A 19,049-nucleotide genomic window follows, 5' to 3' on the forward strand; every position below is an offset into this window, starting at 1 on the left:
CGATCACCTTTCCTATCCGCCTCTGAGCAAGCCAACCCACCCTATAATCCACTGCAAAACCAACGATTACCCCGTCTATTCCACTACCTGTAAACTCTGTGCTTAAGTGAAACATTTTCAACTATCTTATGAATACTCGACATTTGACATGCACCAGGATATCTTCAGCTATCTGGATGTCTAAACGTTTAAACGTATGCTGTGAGGGTAAAAGGTTATGCCAATTCGGGTACTGGATGAGTTACCAGCTGTCAATTTCCTGCGTGATGAGAATGTCTTTGTTATGACGACATCGCGCGCAAGCAACCAGGAGATCCGTCCGCTAAAAGTGCTCATACTTAATCTGATGCCGAAAAAGATTGAGACGGAGAACCAGTTTTTACGTCTGCTTTCTAACTCTCCTTTACAGGTTGACGTTCAGCTGTTGCGCATTGATTCACGTGAATCCCGTAATACACCAACTGAGCACCTCAATAATTTCTACTGTAATTTCGACGATATTCAGGATGAAAATTTTGATGGGCTTATCGTGACTGGTGCACCATTAGGCTTGGTGGAATTTAACGATGTGGCTTACTGGCCGCAGATCGAACAAGTCATTCATTGGGCTAAAGATCACGTCACCTCAACTCTGTTTGTCTGTTGGGCCGTGCAGGCGGCACTTAATATTCTCTATGGTATTCCTAAGCAAACGCGCAAAGAGAAACTGTCTGGCGTATATGAGCATAACCTCACTTACCCGCATGCTCTGCTGACTCGTGGTTTTGATGACTCCTTCCTGGCTCCCCATTCACGTTATGCCGACTTCCCTGCATCGTTGATTCGTGACTACACCGATCTCGAAGTTCTGGCCGAGTCAGAAGAAGGGGATGCTTATCTTTTCGGCAGTAAAGACAAGCGCATTGCGTTTGTGACAGGCCATCCGGAATATGATTCGCACACGCTCTCAGGTGAGTATTTCCGCGATGTAGAAGCAGGTCTGAATCCTGATGTGCCTTATAACTATTTCCCTGGAAATGATCCGCAGAAAAAGCCACATGCAACCTGGCGTAGCCACGGGAATTTACTGTTCACAAACTGGCTAAACTACTACGTCTACCAGATCACACCGTTCGATCTACGCCATATGAACCCAACTCTCGATTAAGCGTTTCAGCATCCCGTCTACTCTACGATCAAGGCACCTTCGGGTGCCTTTTTTGTTTTCTAAAAATCACTTCCCGCACTGAATAATTTTTAATTTCATAAATATCAATATGATAAGTGATTTTAATTTCAAAAATGGAAATTGTTTTTGATTTTAGAAAATCATGAAGTAGTCTTAACCCTGTTGGGTGAAAACCAGACACTGGACGTACCAGATAGAATTGGCGTTATTGACGGGATGAGATGAGGGGAGAGATCTAATGACACAACAGACAGTTAGCGCAGAGTTGGCCTTTAGCCAGCCGTTTGGTGAACCAGAGCGACAGATACTGACGCCTGATGCAGTCGAGTTTCTCAGTGAACTCGTCACCCGCTTTACACCACAGCGTAATAAGTTGCTGGCGGCACGCACCGTACAGCAGGCGGAAATTGATGCCGGTAAACTTCCGGACTTTATTTCGGAAACAAGTTCCATTCGTGAATCTGAATGGTCTGTTCGTGGGATCCCAGCAGATTTACTGGACAGGCGTGTCGAGATTACTGGCCCGGTTGAACGCAAAATGGTGATTAATGCTTTGAACGCTAACGTCAAAGTATTCATGGCCGACTTTGAAGACTCCCTGGCACCGAGCTGGAGCAAAGTTATCGATGGTCAGATCAACTTGCGTGATGCCATCAGCGGCACCATTAGCTGGACAAACGAAGCGGGAAAAATTTACCAGTTGAAGCCTGACCCGGCGGTACTGGTGTGCCGTGTTCGTGGTCTGCACTTACCGGAAAAACACGTCATCTGGCGTGACGAACCCATTCCGGGCAGCCTGTTTGATTTCGCACTCTACTTCTTCCACAACGTAGATGCCCTGCTGGCAAAAGGAAGCGGCCCGTATTTCTACCTGCCGAAAACCCAATCCTGGCAGGAAGCGGCCTGGTGGAGCGAAGTCTTCAGCTTCACCGAAGATCATTTCTCCCTGCCGCGTGGCACCATCAAAGCGACATTACTGATTGAAACACTGCCAGCAGTATTCCAGATGGATGAGATCCTGCATGCCCTGCGCGATCATATCGTTGGCCTGAACTGCGGCCGTTGGGATTACATCTTCAGCTACATCAAAACCCTGAAAAACCATGCGGATCGCGTTCTTCCCGATCGCCAGTCCGTCACAATGGATAAGCCTTTCCTGAATGCTTACTCCCGTCTGCTTATCAAAACCTGCCATCGCCGTGGAGCTTTTGCTATGGGCGGCATGGCGGCATTTATTCCAAGTAAAGACAGCCAGCGTAATGATTGGGTGCTCAATAAAGTCAAAGCGGATAAGCAAATGGAAGCGACCAATGGCCACGACGGCACATGGATTGCCCACCCGGGTCTGGCCGACACGGTGATGGAAGTCTTTAGCAAAACATTGGGCGACGATAAAAACCAGCTGCATATTTTACGTGAAGAAGATTCACCTGTTACCGCAGCGCAGCTACTGGAGCCGTGCCCCGGCGAGCGTACTGAAGCGGGCATGCGTGCCAATATCCGTGTTGCTGTGCAGTACATCGAAGCGTGGATCTCCGGCAATGGTTGCGTACCGATTTACGGCCTGATGGAAGATGCCGCGACAGCAGAAATCTCACGTACCTCCATCTGGCAGTGGATTCATCATGAAAAAACGCTGAGTAACGGCGAAACGGTCACTAAGGCGCTGTTCCGCCAAATGCTGGCCGAGGAGATGTTCGTTATTCAGGAAGAGTTGGGTGACAAACGTTTCAGCCAGGGGCGTTTTGATGAAGCGGCTCGCCTGATGGAGCAGATCACCACCTCCGATACGCTTATCGACTTCCTGACGCTGCCGGGCTACCGCTTACTTGCTTAATCTTACTCAATAATAATATGGAGCATCTGCCATGACTAAAATCTCTCGCACCCAACAAATCCAACAATTACAACAAGACTGGACGCAGCCACGCTGGGAAGGCATCAAGCGCCCGTACAGCGCAGAAGAGGTGGTTAAACTGCGCGGTTCGGTGAATCCGGAATGCACGCTGGCGCAAAATGGCGCGGCGAGAATGTGGCGTTTGCTGCATGGTGAATCGAAAAAGGGTTACATCAACAGCCTTGGTGCGTTAACCGGTGGGCAGGCATTGCAACAGGCGAAAGCGGGTATCGAAGCTATCTATCTTTCTGGCTGGCAGGTGGCGGCTGATGCGAACCTGGCTTCCAGCATGTACCCGGATCAATCTTTGTACCCGGCGAACTCCGTTCCTGCGGTAGTTGATCGGATCAACAACACATTCCGCCGCGCTGATCAGATCCAATGGGCATCAAATATTGAAAAGGGCGATCCGCGTTATGTCGATTACTACCTGCCGATCGTGGCCGATGCGGAAGCCGGTTTTGGTGGCGTACTGAATGCATTCGAGTTGATGAAGTCGATGATTCAGGCCGGTGCGGCAGCAGTTCACTTTGAGGACCAACTGGCCTCCGTGAAGAAATGCGGCCATATGGGCGGCAAAGTACTGGTTCCGACTCAGGAAGCGATTCAGAAATTAGTCGCTGCACGTCTGGCGGCAGATGTCATGGGCGTGCCAACGCTTGTGATTGCGCGTACCGATGCTGATGCGGCGGATCTTATCACCTCCGATTGTGACGAATACGACCGGGAGTTTGTGACTGGCGAGCGTACACAAGAAGGGTTCTACCGCACGCGTGCAGGCATTGAACAAGCTATCAGTCGTGGACTTGCTTATGCGCCATACGCTGACCTGGTGTGGTGTGAAACTTCGAAACCAGACCTCGACCAGGCTCGCCGCTTTGCTGAAGCTATTCATGCACGCTTCCCTGGCAAATTGCTGGCCTACAACTGCTCGCCATCGTTTAACTGGAAGAAAAACCTCGACGACAAAACCATTGCCTCGTTCCAGGAAGAGCTCTCCGCGATGGGCTACAAATACCAGTTTATTACGCTCGCAGGCATCCACAGCATGTGGTTCAACATGTTCGACCTGGCACATGCTTACGCACAGGGTGAAGGGATGCGTCATTACGTGGAAAAAGTGCAGCAACCGGAATTTGCCGCAGCACCTGAAGGTTACACCTTCGTTTCCCATCAGCAGGAAGTGGGCACCGGTTATTTCGACCGCGTGACGACGATTATTCAAGGTGGAGCGTCTTCGGTGACTGCGTTAACGGGTTCGACGGAAGAAGAGCAATTCTAAAGCCACCCTCATTCCGACCTTCTCCTAAGAAGGAGAAAACCAATCCAGTCCCCTCACCCTGTAGGAGAGGGTGAGAGTAAAAACCCACCATGGAGTAACTCATGACGCGTCAGTTGGAACTGTTAATTGCCCATACCATCCTGCAAGGCTTTGACGCGCAGTATGGTCGCTTTCTTGAAATAACCGCGGGTGCGCAGCAGCGGTTTGAGCAAGCGGACTGGCATGCGGTTCAGCGGGCGATGAAAAGCCGTATCCATCTCTATGATCATCACGTTGGTCTGGTGGTGGAGCAACTGCGTTGCATCACTGGCAGCCACAATACTGACGACGAGTTTTTACTGCGGGTCAAAGCGCAGTACACCCAGTTATTGCCCGATTACCCTCGTTTTGAAATCGCCGAAAGCTTTTTCAATTCTGTTTATTGTCGGCTCTTCGATCACCGCTCGTTATCTCCCGAGCGGCTTTTTATTTTTAGTTCTCAGGAAGAAAAGCGCTTTCGTGAGATCCCTCGTCCGCTGTCAAAAACCTTTAACCCTGCTGTAACCTGGCAGCCACTTTTGCGATCTTTGCTAAGAGATTTGCCATTGCGCCTGCCGTGGCAAGATTTGGCGCGCGATGCGGGCTACATCATTGCGCATCTGACGGAAACCTTCGGAACTGATGCTTTGCAGCAGGCTTCCCTTGAAGTCGCCAACGAACTGTTTTATCGCAATAAAGCCGCCTGGCTTGTGGGTAAGTTGGTCTTGCCGGGCGGAAAAGTGCCTTTTTTGTTGCCGATTCATCGCACCGATGACGGTCATCTGGTCGTTGATACCTGTTTAACCAGCACCGCCGAAGCGAGCATTGTCTTCGGTTTCGCCCGCTCCTATTTCATGGTTTATGCACCACAGCCCGCGGCTTTGGTGGAATGGTTGCGTGAGCTGTTGCCTGGTAAAACTACTGCCGAGCTGTATATGGCAATTGGCTGCCAGAAACACGGTAAAACCGAAAGTTACCGCGAATATCTGACATACATCTCCGCCACTGACGAACAGTTTATTGAAGCGCCAGGTATTCGTGGCATGGTGATGTTGGTGTTTACGTTGCCCGGTTTTGACCGGGTATTCAAAGTGATTAAAGACAAGTTCGCGCCGCAAAAAGAGGTGACTGCCGAACGTGTGCGCGAATGCTATCAGCTGGTCAAAGAGCACGATCGTGTCGGGCGCATGGCCGATACCCAGGAGTTTGAAAACTTTGTATTGTCCAAACACCAGGTTAGCCAGCCGCTGCTCGAGCTGTTACAGCAGGAAGTTCCTGAAAAATTAACCGACCTTGGCGACCGCATCGCCATTAGCCATCTTTATATTGAACGCAGAATGGTGCCACTGAATTTGTGGCTTGAGCAGGTGGAAGGGCAGCAATTACGTGATGCGGTGGAAGAATACGGTAACTCTATCCGCCAGCTTGCCGCCGCTAATATATTCCCCGGCGACATGCTGTTTAAAAACTTTGGCGTGACGCGCCACGGGCGAGTGGTGTTCTACGATTACGATGAAATTTGCTATATGACTGAGGTGAATTTCCGCGCTATACCGCCGCCGCGTTATCCCGAAGATGAACTCTCAGCCGAGCCCTGGTACAGCGTGGCGCCGGGGGATGTGTTCCCGGAAGAGTTTCGCCATTACTTATGTGCCGACCCGCGTATTCGCTCGATATTTGATGAGATGCACAGCGATTTGTTCCGCGCTGATTATTGGCGTGCGTTGCAGGAACGTATCCGCAATGGCCACGTAGAAGATGTTTTTGCTTATCGTAAACGCCAGCGGTTTATTCTTCGTTTTGGCGATTTAAAGCAGGCGGGTTAGCGCCCGCCGCCATAAGCCTGAGTAATCTCCTTCGCCGCTTTAATCACCAGCGCACCCAGCTCGGTTACGCGGTCATCCGTCACGCGTGAAATCGGCCCGGAAATCGAAATAGCGGCAAAGGCTTCATGGTGCTCGTCATAAATACATGCCGCCACACAACGCAGCCCCAGCGCATGCTCTTCATCATCAAATGAATAACCACGCTTACGGGTTTGTGCCAAATCTTCTTTCAGGTGTAGCGGGGAAGTGAGCGTTGCCGGCGTATAGCTATGCAGCCCGTTGCGATGCAATAAATTGACCACCTGGTCGTCGCTCAGATTGGCGAGAAACACTTTCCCTGCGCCTGATGCATGCATGGGCAGTTTGCCGCCAATCGGCGCTGACATACGCATCAACTGCGCGCATTGTACCTGGTCGATAATAATCGCCTGATGATCACTATGGTCGAGCACCGCCAGATTCACCGTTTCACCGGAATCTTCCATCAGCTTGCGCAGCATCGGGTGAACAATTGCCAGCAGATTACGGCTTTGCAGGAAGCTACTGCCAACCACAAATGCATGTGCGCCAATCGTCCAGTGCCCTAAATCACCAATCTGGCGTACAAAACCCAGCTGCTGCATGGTGGTTAGCAGACGATGCGTGGTGGAGTTAGGTAGGCCAGCCTGTTGTGCAAGCTCCGTCAGAGCAACACTGCCGTGCGATTCGGCAATCCATTCAAGCAGTTTCAAACCACGAGTCAGTGACTGAACTTGCCCGGTAGGCTGAGGTGCAGCGACTGTGGTAGCGCGTGGTTTTTTTCCACGTTTGGCGGGAACGGCAGCAACCATAACTGACTCCAATTTTCGTATCGTGGAAATCATTTTCGTTTTATTTGGCGATAATGCAACCAGCAACCCACTCATCGGATCAGTCAGGTGAACATGTCTCATGTTCCATTGCTTTGCGACTATTACAAGTTATGACAGTATGACTTGTGGGCTGACAGGCTTGGGTAAACAGGTGGGAGTTAGAGTGAGCAATAAATTAGAAAAACTGCATCAGCAGTTGCAACAACGCATTTTGGTACTGGATGGTGGTATGGGAACCATGATCCAGAGCTACCGTCTTGATGAGAGCGATTTCCGCGGAGAGCGCTTTGCGGACTGGCCTTGTGATCTGAAAGGGAACAACGACTTGCTGGTGCTGAGCAAGCCGGAAATCATTGCCGCTATTCACTACGCCTATTTTGAAGCGGGTGCCGACATTGTCGAAACCAACACCTTCAACTCAACGACCATCGCGATGGCGGATTACCAAATGGAATCCCTGTCGGCAGAAATCAACTTTGAGGCGGCTAAACTCGCCCGGGCCTGTGCCGATGAATGGACAGCACGCACACCAGAAAAACCACGCTACGTGGCAGGTGTGTTAGGCCCAACTAACCGTACTGCGTCTATTTCACCTGACGTGAACGATCCGGCATTCCGTAACGTGACCTTTGATCTGCTGGTTGAAGCCTACCGCGAATCTACTCGTGCGCTGGTGGAAGGTGGATCTGACCTCATCATGATTGAGACGGTGTTCGATACTCTGAATGCCAAAGCCGCTATTTTTGCGGTTAAAACCGAATTTGAAGCGCTGGGCGTTGATCTACCAATCATGATTTCCGGCACCATCACCGACGCTTCAGGCCGTACTCTTTCCGGCCAAACTACCGAGGCCTTCTATAACTCGTTGCGTCATGCTGATGCGCTGACTTTCGGTCTGAACTGCGCGTTGGGGCCAGATGAACTACGCCAGTATGTCGCTGAGCTTTCACGTATCGCTGACTGCTATGTTACCGCGCACCCGAACGCAGGTCTGCCAAACGCCTTCGGTGAATATGATCTCGATGCTTTTGAGATGGCGCGTCAGATTGGCGAATGGGCGCAGGCCGGTTTCCTGAACATTATCGGCGGTTGCTGCGGCACCACGCCTGCACACATTGCGGCCATGAGCAAAGCCGTGGAAGGTGTTGCCCCACGTAAAATACCCGACCTGCCAGTGGCATGCCGTCTGGCGGGCCTTGAGCCGCTAAACATTGGCGCCGATAGCCTGTTTGTCAACGTGGGTGAGCGTACCAACGTCACGGGCTCTGCCAAGTTTAAGCGCCTGATCAAAGAAGAAAAATATAATGAAGCGCTGGAAGTTGCGCTTCAGCAGGTTGAAAGCGGTGCGCAAATCATCGATATCAACATGGATGAAGGGATGCTCGACGCCGAAGCTGCGATGGTGCGTTTCCTCAACCTGATTGCTGGCGAGCCAGATATTGCCCGTGTGCCAATCATGATTGACTCCTCGAAATGGGACGTCATCGAAAAAGGCCTGAAGTGCATTCAGGGCAAAGGCATCGTTAACTCCATCTCCATGAAAGAGGGCGTTGAGCCGTTTATCCATCACGCCAAACTGGTGCGCCGTTACGGTGCCGCGATGGTGGTCATGGCGTTTGATGAAGTCGGCCAGGCGGATACCCGCGAGCGCAAAATCGAAATTTGCCGCCGCGCCTACAAAATTCTGACCGAAGAAGTCGGCTTCCCACCGGAAGACATTATTTTTGACCCGAACATCTTTGCGGTTGCGACCGGCATTGAAGAGCACAATAACTACGCCCAGGACTTTATCGGCGCGTGTGCCGACATCAAGCGCGAACTGCCTCATGCGATGATTTCAGGCGGCGTATCGAACGTGTCGTTCTCCTTCCGTGGTAACGACCCGGTGCGCGAAGCGATTCACGCGGTATTCCTCTACTACGCAATCCGTAATGGCATGGATATGGGGATTGTTAACGCCGGGCAACTGGCGATTTACGACGATCTCTCGCAGGAATTACGCGATGCGGTAGAAGACGTAATTCTAAACCGCCGCGACGACAGCACCGAACGTTTGCTGGATCTGGCCGAGAAATATCGCGGTAGTAAAAGTGACGATGGTGCGGCCGCACAGCAAGCCGAATGGCGTAGCTGGGACGTAAAAAAGCGTCTTGAATACTCACTGGTGAAAGGTATCACTGAGTTTATTGAACTCGATACAGAAGAAGCCCGCCAGCAGTCGGAACGCCCGATCCAGGTCATTGAAGGCCCGCTGATGGATGGCATGAACGTGGTTGGCGACCTGTTTGGCGAAGGGAAAATGTTCCTGCCGCAGGTGGTGAAGTCCGCTCGCGTAATGAAACAGGCGGTGGCGTATCTCGAACCTTACATTGAAGCCAGCAAAGAGAAAGGCTCGACCAACGGCAAAATCGTGCTCGCCACGGTGAAAGGCGACGTTCATGACATCGGCAAAAACATCGTGGGTGTGGTGCTGCAATGTAACAACTACGAAATCATCGACCTTGGCGTCATGGTGCCAACCGAGAAGATTTTGAAAACGGCACGTGAAGTGGGTGCTGATATTATCGGCCTGTCTGGCCTGATTACGCCGTCGCTCGATGAGATGGTGAACGTTGCCAAAGAGATGGAGCGCCAGGGCTTTACGCTGCCGCTGCTGATTGGCGGGGCTACCACCTCTAAAGCGCACACAGCGGTTAAGATCGAGCAGAACTACAGCGGGCCGACCGTTTATGTGCAGAATGCCTCACGTACCGTAGGTGTCGTGGCAGCACTGCTCTCTCCGACTCAGCACGACGAGTTTGTGGAACGCACACGCAAAGAATATGTCACTGTTCGTACCCAACACGCGCGTAAAAAGCCTCGTACTCCGCCAGTTACCCTTGCTGCTGCGCGTGAAAACGATCTCGCATTTGATTGGGCAAGCTATACACCGCCAGTTCCGCATCGCCCTGGTGTGCAGGAAGTAACGGCAAGCATCGAAACGCTGCGTAACTACATCGACTGGACGCCGTTCTTTATGACCTGGTCGCTGGCCGGGAAATACCCACGCATCCTGGAAGATGAAGTGGTGGGTGAAGAAGCCAAACGCTTGTTCAAAGATGCTAACGACATGCTCGACAAACTGCATAACGAAAAACTGCTGACCCCACGCGGCGTGGTCGGCCTGTTCCCGGCCAACCGTGTGGATGACGACATCGAAATCTATCGCGATGAGTCCAGGACTCGCGTGCAAACGGTAGCTCATCACTTGCGTCAGCAAACCGAGAAAGTCGGTTTTGCCAACTACTGCCTGGCCGACTTTGTTGCGCCAAAACATAGTGGCAAAGCGGATTACATCGGTGCGTTTGCGGTCACGGGTGGCATGGAAGAAGACGCATTAGCGGAAGGTTATGAAGCGCAACATGATGATTATAATAAAATCATGGTGAAAGCGTTGTCTGACCGTCTGGCTGAAGCTTTTGCGGAATACTTGCATGAGCGTGTGCGCAAGGTTTACTGGGGCTACGCGCCAACAGAGAACCTCAGCAACGAAGAGCTTATCCGCGAAAACTATCAAGGGATTCGCCCGGCACCGGGTTACCCGGCCTGCCCGGAACACACTGAAAAAGCGACTATCTGGGAACTGCTGGACGTCGAAAATGTGGTGGGGATGAAACTCACCGAATCCTACGCCATGTGGCCAGGTGCATCAGTTTCTGGCTGGTACTTCAGCCATCCTGACAGCAAATATTACGCCGTGGCGCAGATTCAGCGTGACCAGGTGCAAGATTATGCGCGTCGTAAAGGGATGTCGGTTACGGATGTGGAGCGTTGGTTAGCACCTAACCTCGGTTACGACGCGGACTAATCCGCTTCGACTTGGTTTACTTGCCATTTTGAACCTGGGCAGTGCTCGCCCCCCTCACGTACTACGTGTACGTGAGGGGGCTGTGCGCTGTCCGAGTTCAAACTGGCTGCGACACCGACGATCGACAATGAATTCCTTCCTTTTCCCCTTCTTACATCCCGAAACGTTTAAATCTCGCCAGGCGTTATATACTGGAAAGAGAAGGAATTTCTTAACGTCAATTGACTGGGAGAATGAGTGCTGACATTACTGCATCTACTTTCTGCGGTGGCGCTACTGGTATGGGGCACGCACATTGTGCGTACCGGCATCATGCGCGTTTACGGTGCAAATCTCCGTAGCGTACTTAGCCGCAGTGTTGAAAAAAAACCATTCGCCTTTTGCGCAGGTATTGGCGTAACCGCACTGGTGCAAAGTAGCAACGCCACCACAATGTTGGTCACCTCTTTTGTGGCACAGGACCTGGTGGCGCTTACCCCTGCGCTGGTGATAGTTCTGGGCGCTGATGTTGGTACCGCGTTGATGGCGCGAATACTGACCTTTGATTTGTCCTGGCTTTCGCCGTTACTCATCTTCCTTGGCGTTATTTTCTTCCTCAGCCGTAAACAGACTCGTGCCGGGCAACTCGGGCGCGTCGGTATTGGCCTTGGGCTGATTTTGCTGGCACTGGAGCTAATCGTTAGTGCGGTCACGCCGATGATGCAAGGCTCGGGCGTGAAGGTTATCTTCGCTTCGTTGACCGGCGACATCATGCTTGATGCCCTGATTGGCGCAATGTTTGCCATCATCAGTTATTCCAGCCTTGCCGCCGTTTTGCTGACCGCCACACTGACCTCAACAGGGGTTATTTCGTTTGATGTCGCGCTGTGCCTGGTGATTGGTGCCAACCTCGGTTCTGGCTTGTTGGCGATGATCAACAACAGCACCGCCAATGCTGCGGCGCGCCGTGTAGCGCTCGGCAGTTTGCTATTCAAGCTGGTGGGCGGCGTGATTGTGCTGCCGTTTGTTCATATCCTGGCGGATACGATGCACAAGCTGCCGCAGCCGGAATCCGAACTGGTTATCTACTTCCACGTGTTCTACAACCTGATTCGCTGCCTGGCAATGGTGCCATTTGCCGGCGTAATGGCACGTTTTTGCCGTAGCGTGATTAGTGAAACTCCTGAAGTTGATGCGCGTATGAAGCCGAAACATCTTGATGTAACGGCGTTGGATACCCCAGCACTAGGCCTATCCAACGCAGCGCGTGAAACCTTGCGTATGGGTGATGTGCTGGAGCAAATGCTGGAAACCTGGAGCAAGGTGATGCACGGAGAGCCGCGCCAGGAGAAGGAACTGCGTAAGCTCGCCGATGATGTCGATGTGCTCTATACCGCAATCAAACTGTATATGGCGCAAATGCAGAAAGAGGAACTGGCAGAAGTCGAATCCCGTCGCTGGGCAGAGATTATTGAAATGTCGCTAAACCTGGAGCAGGCGGCAGATATTCTTGAGCGCATGGGGAGTGAAGTCGCGGATAAATCGCTGGCCACTCGTCGGGCATTCTCGCCAGATGGCCTGAAAGAACTGGATATTCTGCTCCAACAGTTAACCAGCAACCTGAAGCTCAGCCTGTCGGTATTTTTCTCCGCCGATGTGAACAGCGCGCGCCGTTTGCGCCGTAATAAGCATCGCTTCCGTATTCTTAACCGCCGATTCTCACACGCACACGTTGACCGCCTGCATCAGCAAAACGTGCAGAGCATTGAAACCAGCTCACTACACCTCGGTTTGCTTGGTGATATGAAGCGCCTGAACTCACTGTTTTGCGCGGTCGCATACAGCGTACTTGAACAGCCTGACGATGACGAAAGGGACGAGTACTAATCGAAAAGGCACTTTCAGTTAGCCGTAATTGCGGCGATGCCTGCTAAATAACCCCCTTTGCGGGCAATGAACTTCGAGTTTGTTGCCCGAGTCTGTTCGCATCGCCCTTCATGTAAGGTATATTCCAGGTTTTACGGAGGAACCATGCTGACCAACTCATCTATACGTCTGAACAAATACATTAGCGAGAGCGGTATCTGCTCCCGCCGCGACGCCGACCGTTACATCGAACAGGGAAATGTTTTTATTAACGGCAAACGCGCCGCGATTGGCGATCAGGTATTTGCCGGAGATGTGGTGAAGGTCAACGGTCAGCTAATCGAACCCCGTGACGAAGACGATCTGGTACTTATCGCACTCAATAAGCCAGTGGGCATTGTAAGTACCACCGAAGATGGTGAGAAAGACAACATTGTCGATTTCGTTAACCACAGCAAACGCGTTTTCCCGATTGGGCGCTTAGATAAAGACTCTCAGGGTCTGATTTTCCTCACCAATCATGGCGATCTGGTGAATAAAATCCTGCGTGCCGGGAATGACCACGAAAAAGAATATGTCGTTACGGTAAACAAACCAGTAACCGATGAGTTCATTCGCGGTATGGGGGCAGGCGTTCCGATGCTAGGAACTGTCACCAAGAAATGCAAAGTGAAGAAAGAAGCTCCCTTTGTGTTTCGTATCACGCTGGTGCAAGGGCTCAACCGCCAGATTCGCCGTATGTGCGAACACTTTGGTTATGACGTGACGAAGCTTGAGCGTACCCGCATCATGAATGTCAGCATGAAAGGTCTGCCGTTGGGCGAGTGGCGTGATTTAACCGACGATGAGTTAGTTGAATTGTTTAAGCTGATTGAGAATTCGTCTTCTGAAGCGAAACCGGCGGCCAAAGCAAAAGCCAAACCGAAGGCGGTTGCGGTGAAAAAACCTGTCGTTAGCGGGCCGAAGAGTGCTGCTAAAACCCCGGCAGAGCTGGCTTCACGTAAACGTTTTGCTCAGCCAGGGCGCAAGAAGAAGGGGCGCTAAATTAGCGCTTCCCACGTGAATGGCTGTTTGCAGACCAGGAATAAGTTGCAGATGTATCTGGTTTTGCCGCTTTTTGCTTTTTAATCTGGCGGACTTTTTTGGCCTCCTGTTCACGTGCTGCTATCAGTTGGTCAATATAAGTTTTTTTAACGTGGTTGATTTCTGAGTTTGTCAGGGGGCGACCATGGGCGATGCGTGCGCGGTCAAGCCGCGTTTTCAATTCGCGCTGCTCGGCTTCGGTCATGTCTTGTTGTGTCAGTCTGGATGTGGACATTATTGCGGCCTCTTAAGAAGTGGCCTCCAGTGTAAAGCAAACTGCTCCCTGGCTCAGTAAAAATCAGCGTCTGGTCGCAAAGTTACCCTAAAATGTTGGTAAATATGCTCAGTTTCATGGGCAGATTGGTCAGCGTTTCGTTGAGTTAAAAGCAAAAAACCCGGTTTCCCCGGGCTTTTTTTGTATCCGCTCATTTTTCAGGTGCGACGTTTTTTCAAACTTTTATCTTTTTTCCCATCAACCGGTTTGCCGGACCAGTAACCTGCCAGCAGTGAGCCAGAAAGGTTATGCCACACCGAGAACAGTGCGCCGGGCAGGGCAGCCAACGGCGAGAAGTAGATTTTGCCGAGCGTGGCAGCAAGCCCGGAGTTCTGCATACCGACTTCAATTGCTAGGGTTCGGCATGTGGATTCGTCGAAGCCAAACAGGCGCCCGCCCCAATATCCGCTCAACAAGCCAATTCCGTTATGCAAAATCACGGCAACAATAACCATCAAGCCCACAGACGCGATATGAGAGGCTGAACCTGCTACCACCGCGCTGATGATTGCCAGAATACAGAGCATCGAAAATGCAGGCAGATAAGGCTCAACGCGCTTCACAAGACGTGGGAACAGGTGGTGCACGATCAAACCCAAACCAATAGGAATAACCACGATTTGCAGGATGCTCAGTAACATGCCCATCACGTCGACTTTGATATCTGCATCAACATAGAGACGGGTAAGCAACGGTGTCGCGAAGACGCCTACCAGAGTGGACACCGAAGAAATCGTCACTGACAGCGCCACATCCCCTTTTGCCAGATAAATCATGACATTTGATGCCGTTCCGCTCGCTACGCTGCCGACCAAAACCATACCTGCTGAGAGGTCCGGCGGCATATGAAACAGCTTCGCCAGAACCCAGGCCGCCAGGGGCATAACCAGATAATGCAGGAACGTACCAGCCGCGACAGGTGCCGGGCGTGACAGCACGCGCTTAAAATCATCAATGCGCAGATGCACGCCCATCCCAAACATGATCAGCATTAAAAGTGTGCTAACCCAAGGGCCAATAGGCGTGAAGGTGCCGGGAGTGTAATAAGCGAGTACAGACAGCAGCACCGCCCACAGCGGAAACAGCCGGGTTAATGAAGCGAGCATAGTGAGATCCTTGCAAGTGTTGTGTTGTTTTATGGTTATAAAAATGCCGGGATCGAGCCCGGCATTTGGTATTAATTACTTATATGGGCATTTTATTCAAACAGATTGTGATGAAGTGTCTGCACCACTTGTTCTGCGTCGTCGCCAGGTACCAGGAAACAGAGGTTGTAGCTGGATGCGCCATAGCAAATCATGCGGATATTGAAGGGATCGAGAACGCCAAACACCTCTTTGCCCACGCCGCAGGCCTGGGAAAGTTTGTTGCCGATGATGGCAATCAGGGCGAGGTTTTCTTCCACTTCTACACGACACAGTGAGGAAAGTTCGGTCAGCAGCGACGTGGTCAGCGGGCTATCACTATTGGAAGTTGAACCCGTGGTATCAAGCGTCAGCGCAATGCTAACTTCTGAAGTGGTAATCAAATCAACAGAAACATTATGTTGCGCCAGAATGTTGAACACTTCTGCCAGGAAACCATGGGAGTGCAGCATGCTCAGGCTATTCAGCGTCACCAGGGTTTGTTTACGACGTAATGCCAGAGCACGGAACAGCGGTGGATTTTCTGTTTTGTTACAAACCAGTGTACCACCTGCTTTGGGGTCTTTGCTGGAGCCGACAAACACCGGAATATCGCTACGCACTGCGGGCATTAATGTCGCCGGATGCAATACTTTTGCGCCGAATGTTGCCATTTCAGCTGCTTCTTCAAAAGCAATTTTGTCGATGCGTTTTGCCGCTGGCACCACACGTGGGTCGGTGGTGTAAATCCCCGGCACGTCAGTCCAGATATCAACGCGGCTGGCATGCAGTGCTTCACCCAACAGCGCCGCTGTATAGTCGCTGCCGCCACGTCCAAGCGTGGTAGTGCGGCCTTTCGCTTCACTACCAATAAAACCTTGAGTGATAACCAGAGATTGAGCCAGGCGAGGCTGAAGCTGTTGATTTGCCAGTTCTGCTAATGTGGCGACATCTGGTTCAGCACGACCAAATCGGTCATTGGTGCGCATGATTTTGCGGATATCGAACCACTGGGCATCAACTTTGCGCTCGCGCAGGATCTCCACAAACAGCAGCGTAGACATCAATTCACCGTGGCTAACCAGTTCGTCAGTTAACGCGGTAGAAGTAGCAAGAGATGCCGCTTCAGCTAGCGTGGTGATGTTTTCAAGCAGACGTTCAACTTCTTCGCGGATGATTTGCGGATTTGCCAGACGCTCGACAATGTCATATTGAATTTTGCGGATCGCATCGAGCTTAACAAAACGCTCTGTAGCTTCCAGACCGTTTGCCAGCGCAACTAGCAAATTGGTGATACCCGCCGATGCGGAAAGGACGACAACGCGAACGTGTTCATCAGCCAGCACCACGTCGGCGCTGCGGTTCATCGCGTCGTAATCTGCAACGCTGGTGCCGCCAAATTTGGCAATAACGGTTTGTGGGTAGGACATTACAGCCTCGTGTCAGGGAGCCATTGTTATGGCAAAAAAATAAATTAGCCTTGGCACAAGGGAAGAGCGGGATACGGGGCAGACGTAGAATAGAAGTTCTGAACTACGATACACCCAGAAGCGCCCCACCTTGTTTCCCCGATTTCTTGACGCCGCAGACAACGCTGCTGCAAAGCCAATAAATTCGGAGAATATATTGGAGCATTCGATTATGAGATGCTCCTGGTGACAGCCCAAGGGATTCAGCCCCCGTGGCCGATAATGCACGCTGCCATACGCACACTACCTCGGCGCCGCTCCCCCTCCTGTGTCGTCTGCGGATTGGCTCCTCAAACACGATACCTGGGCGGCGCGCCTCTTCTGGCTTACTCACAAGTGAGCAAGTAGCCGTATAGAAATAAAATTTTATGCGCCAGATGTCAACTTCTGGAAGATATGGATTTTTCATTCTGCACTAGTGCAATCAGCGTGCAGGGAAGCGTTGGGGTAGTTTTTCCATTTATCGCAATAGTTTTTCCTTCTTCAAGACGGGCAAAAAGTGGCACGACACCGCGATTTTTCTCCAGATATTCCAGCCAGCCAAAACTTTCATTCAGACGTGTCGCTTTTATGGTCGCACCTTTGGCTAACAGACTGCTCAAACTACTCCAGGTGACATCTTCAGGAAAAAGTTTCTCATGGCGGCGAAAGCGCGCGCTTTCGTTGCTGGCTCGACCTTTTAGAACCGTGCCGGAACGAATAGCGAATACCTTATCGTTACCAAAAAGGTGGCTGAAATGATAAACCGCCAGCGCGTTTTGATGCCGATTTGGCGAAAGTGCCAACACCTGGGCGGTATTGCTTAAATCGAGAAAGTTTTCAGCATGTTCGGACCATGCGTTGCCGTAATAGGCTGGTAACCCTTCCATGCGAGCCAGACGGTAATATTCCCAGCTATTGTCGGTGAGAATGACAGGTATATTTTGCTTCACCAGCGCGTGGGCGAGCGTTCGCGCGACAGTATTCGCCCCAATAATCAGTACGCCACGAGGTTTATGTTGTTGTACGCCGAGCCACCTGGCAAGCGGTCCGCTGGTCAGGCTTTGCAAAACTACGGTGCCAATAATAATGGCGAACACCACACTCACGAGTTTATCCGCGCCTTCATAACCGCTTTTTTGTAGCGTCAGCGCGAATAATGAACTGACTGCTGCCGCGACAATTCCGCGTGGAGAAATCCAACTTAACAGCAACTTTTCGCGCAGGGTTAACGACGAACCGAGGGTAGAAATTGCAATGCATAATGGGCGGGCGACAAACTGAATCACCAGCAGCAAAGCAACCAGCGGCCAACCCATCGCCAGCACGCCATGAATATCGAGGCGGGCGGCAAGAATAATAAACAGCGCCGAGATAAGAATTGCTGAGAGTTCTTCTTTGAAGGCGACGATGTCGCTGACATCCACATCACGCATATTCGCAAGCCAGATTCCCAGTACCGTGACTGCCAGTAAACCTGACTCATCGGCCAGCGTATTTGATAGCCCAAAGGTCAGCAAGACCACAGCCAGTACCGCAAAGTTTTGTAGATAACCTGGGAGCCACACCCGCTTTAATGCCGTGCCAAGTAGCCAGCCAAACAGCGCGCCGCAGGCTAACCCTACAACCACTGTTTGCGCGAAGATAATCACCAGGTGCAGGTTTGAGCCCGCCTCATGGCGTAGCGTAATAAATTCGAAAACTAATAATGTGAAGATTGCACCGACCGGGTCGATAACAATCCCTTCCCAGCGCAGCACCTGATTAATTGCAGCATTGGGGCGCACCACGCGCATTAGCGGTGCGATAACTGTCGGGCCGGTAACAACCGTAACGGCGCCCACCAGCGCGGCCAACGCAGGGTCTAAGCCCAGTAGCCACCAACAGGCGACGCTAATCACCCCAAATGTCGCCAGCATTCCGACGCTCACCAGATTGCGCACCACGCCGCCTAATCCGCGAATCTCATCAAAACGCAGGGTAAGGGCACCCTCGAACAAAATAATGGCGACCGATAAGGAGACAATAGGAAACAGCAGTTCGCCAAACAATTGATCAGGGTTGAGCACGTGAGTAAACGGGCCAAGAATCAAACCGAATAACAGCAAAGGCAGAATGGCCGGTAGCCGAATTGCCCACGCCAGCCATTGCGCCGCCAGCGAACTGATCGTGATGACCACCAACAAAAGGGGTACAGACAGTTCCATAAAATTTTTACCTTACCTGGTTTACGAAGCCATACTGTTTTTCTCAGTGTAGACGGGGTCATCGAGGGCTGAGTCCACCCCGGCAACTTTTTAGCGGGCACATAATCTGAAACGGTATTCCCGGTGCAATGGTAGAAAAATCATCACAAATCCTGTTTTGTGGATATACAATTGACCGC

At 51.6% G+C, this 19,049-nt stretch carries 12 protein-coding genes and 1 riboswitch; of the genes, 7 read left to right on the forward strand and 5 right to left on the reverse strand.

Translation table 11 applies throughout. The features are described 5' to 3' along the window. The first annotated feature begins 217 nt into the window (after positions 1–217). The 4 genes from metA (at position 218) to aceK (ending at position 6,191) form a co-directional block, all read left to right on the forward strand. Positions 218–1,147 (forward strand): homoserine O-acetyltransferase MetA, encoded by a 930-nt coding sequence (metA, locus tag M977_RS12185; RefSeq protein ID WP_064515315.1) that lies wholly within the window; start codon positions 218–220, stop codon positions 1,145–1,147. Between the two features lie 259 nt (positions 1,148–1,406). Beyond that, a complete protein-coding gene (gene aceB, locus M977_RS12190; RefSeq protein WP_064515317.1) occupies positions 1,407–3,005 on the forward strand; it encodes a malate synthase A in 1,599 nt (532 codons plus the stop codon). 31 nt (positions 3,006–3,036) lie between these two features. Beyond that, positions 3,037–4,347: an isocitrate lyase gene (gene aceA, locus M977_RS12195; RefSeq protein WP_064515319.1), complete on the forward strand. Its 1,311-nt coding sequence runs from the start codon at positions 3,037–3,039 to the stop codon at positions 4,345–4,347. A gap of 101 nt (positions 4,348–4,448) precedes the next feature. After that, positions 4,449–6,191 (forward strand): bifunctional isocitrate dehydrogenase kinase/phosphatase, encoded by a 1,743-nt coding sequence (gene aceK / locus M977_RS12200; protein ID WP_064515321.1) that lies wholly within the window; start codon positions 4,449–4,451, stop codon positions 6,189–6,191. Here the strand turns inward: aceK and iclR are convergent. After that, positions 6,188–7,021 (reverse strand): glyoxylate bypass operon transcriptional repressor IclR, encoded by an 834-nt coding sequence (gene iclR, locus M977_RS12205; RefSeq protein ID WP_064515489.1) that lies wholly within the window; start codon positions 7,019–7,021, stop codon positions 6,188–6,190. The genes aceK and iclR overlap by 4 nt on opposite strands. Before the next feature lie 184 nt (positions 7,022–7,205). On the opposite strand from iclR, the gene metH reads away from it, so the two are divergent. The 3 genes from metH to rluF all read left to right on the forward strand — a co-directional run bounded on the left by metH (position 7,206) and on the right by rluF (position 13,778). Further along, positions 7,206–10,889, forward strand: coding sequence for a methionine synthase (gene metH, locus M977_RS12210; RefSeq protein ID WP_064515323.1), 3,684 nt, complete (start codon positions 7,206–7,208; stop codon positions 10,887–10,889). 237 nt (positions 10,890–11,126) lie between these two features. After that, on the forward strand, positions 11,127–12,755 hold the full coding sequence (locus M977_RS12215) for a Na/Pi cotransporter family protein (protein WP_064515325.1): 1,629 nt from the start codon (positions 11,127–11,129) through the stop codon (positions 12,753–12,755). Between the two features lie 144 nt (positions 12,756–12,899). Then, a complete protein-coding gene (gene rluF, locus M977_RS12220) occupies positions 12,900–13,778 on the forward strand; it encodes a 23S rRNA pseudouridine(2604) synthase RluF (protein ID WP_064515328.1) in 879 nt (292 codons plus the stop codon). Between the two features lies 1 nt (position 13,779). Here the strand turns inward: rluF and M977_RS12225 are convergent, their stop codons facing one another. From M977_RS12225 to M977_RS12240, 4 genes are all read right to left on the reverse strand, one after another. After that, on the reverse strand, positions 13,780–14,052 hold the full coding sequence (locus M977_RS12225; protein WP_064515331.1) for a YjbD family protein: 273 nt from the start codon (positions 14,050–14,052) through the stop codon (positions 13,780–13,782). A gap of 197 nt (positions 14,053–14,249) precedes the next feature. Next, positions 14,250–15,197: a ketopantoate/pantoate/pantothenate transporter PanS gene (panS, locus tag M977_RS12230; RefSeq protein ID WP_064515332.1), complete on the reverse strand. Its 948-nt coding sequence runs from the start codon at positions 15,195–15,197 to the stop codon at positions 14,250–14,252. A gap of 92 nt (positions 15,198–15,289) precedes the next feature. Continuing rightward, positions 15,290–16,645: a lysine-sensitive aspartokinase 3 gene (gene lysC, locus M977_RS12235; protein ID WP_064515335.1), complete on the reverse strand. Its 1,356-nt coding sequence runs from the start codon at positions 16,643–16,645 to the stop codon at positions 15,290–15,292. 191 nt (positions 16,646–16,836) lie between these two features. After that, positions 16,837–17,013: riboswitch (Lysine riboswitch) on the reverse strand. 51 nt (positions 17,014–17,064) lie between these two features. Further along, entirely contained in the window at positions 17,065–18,870 is a 1,806-nt protein-coding gene (locus tag M977_RS12240; protein WP_064515337.1) for a cation:proton antiporter, read from the reverse strand. Positions 18,871–19,049 lie beyond the last annotated feature (179 nt).

Origin of the sequence: Buttiauxella gaviniae ATCC 51604 (assembly GCF_001654835.1) — a bacterium.
GTDB lineage: Bacteria > Pseudomonadota > Gammaproteobacteria > Enterobacterales > Enterobacteriaceae > Buttiauxella > Buttiauxella gaviniae.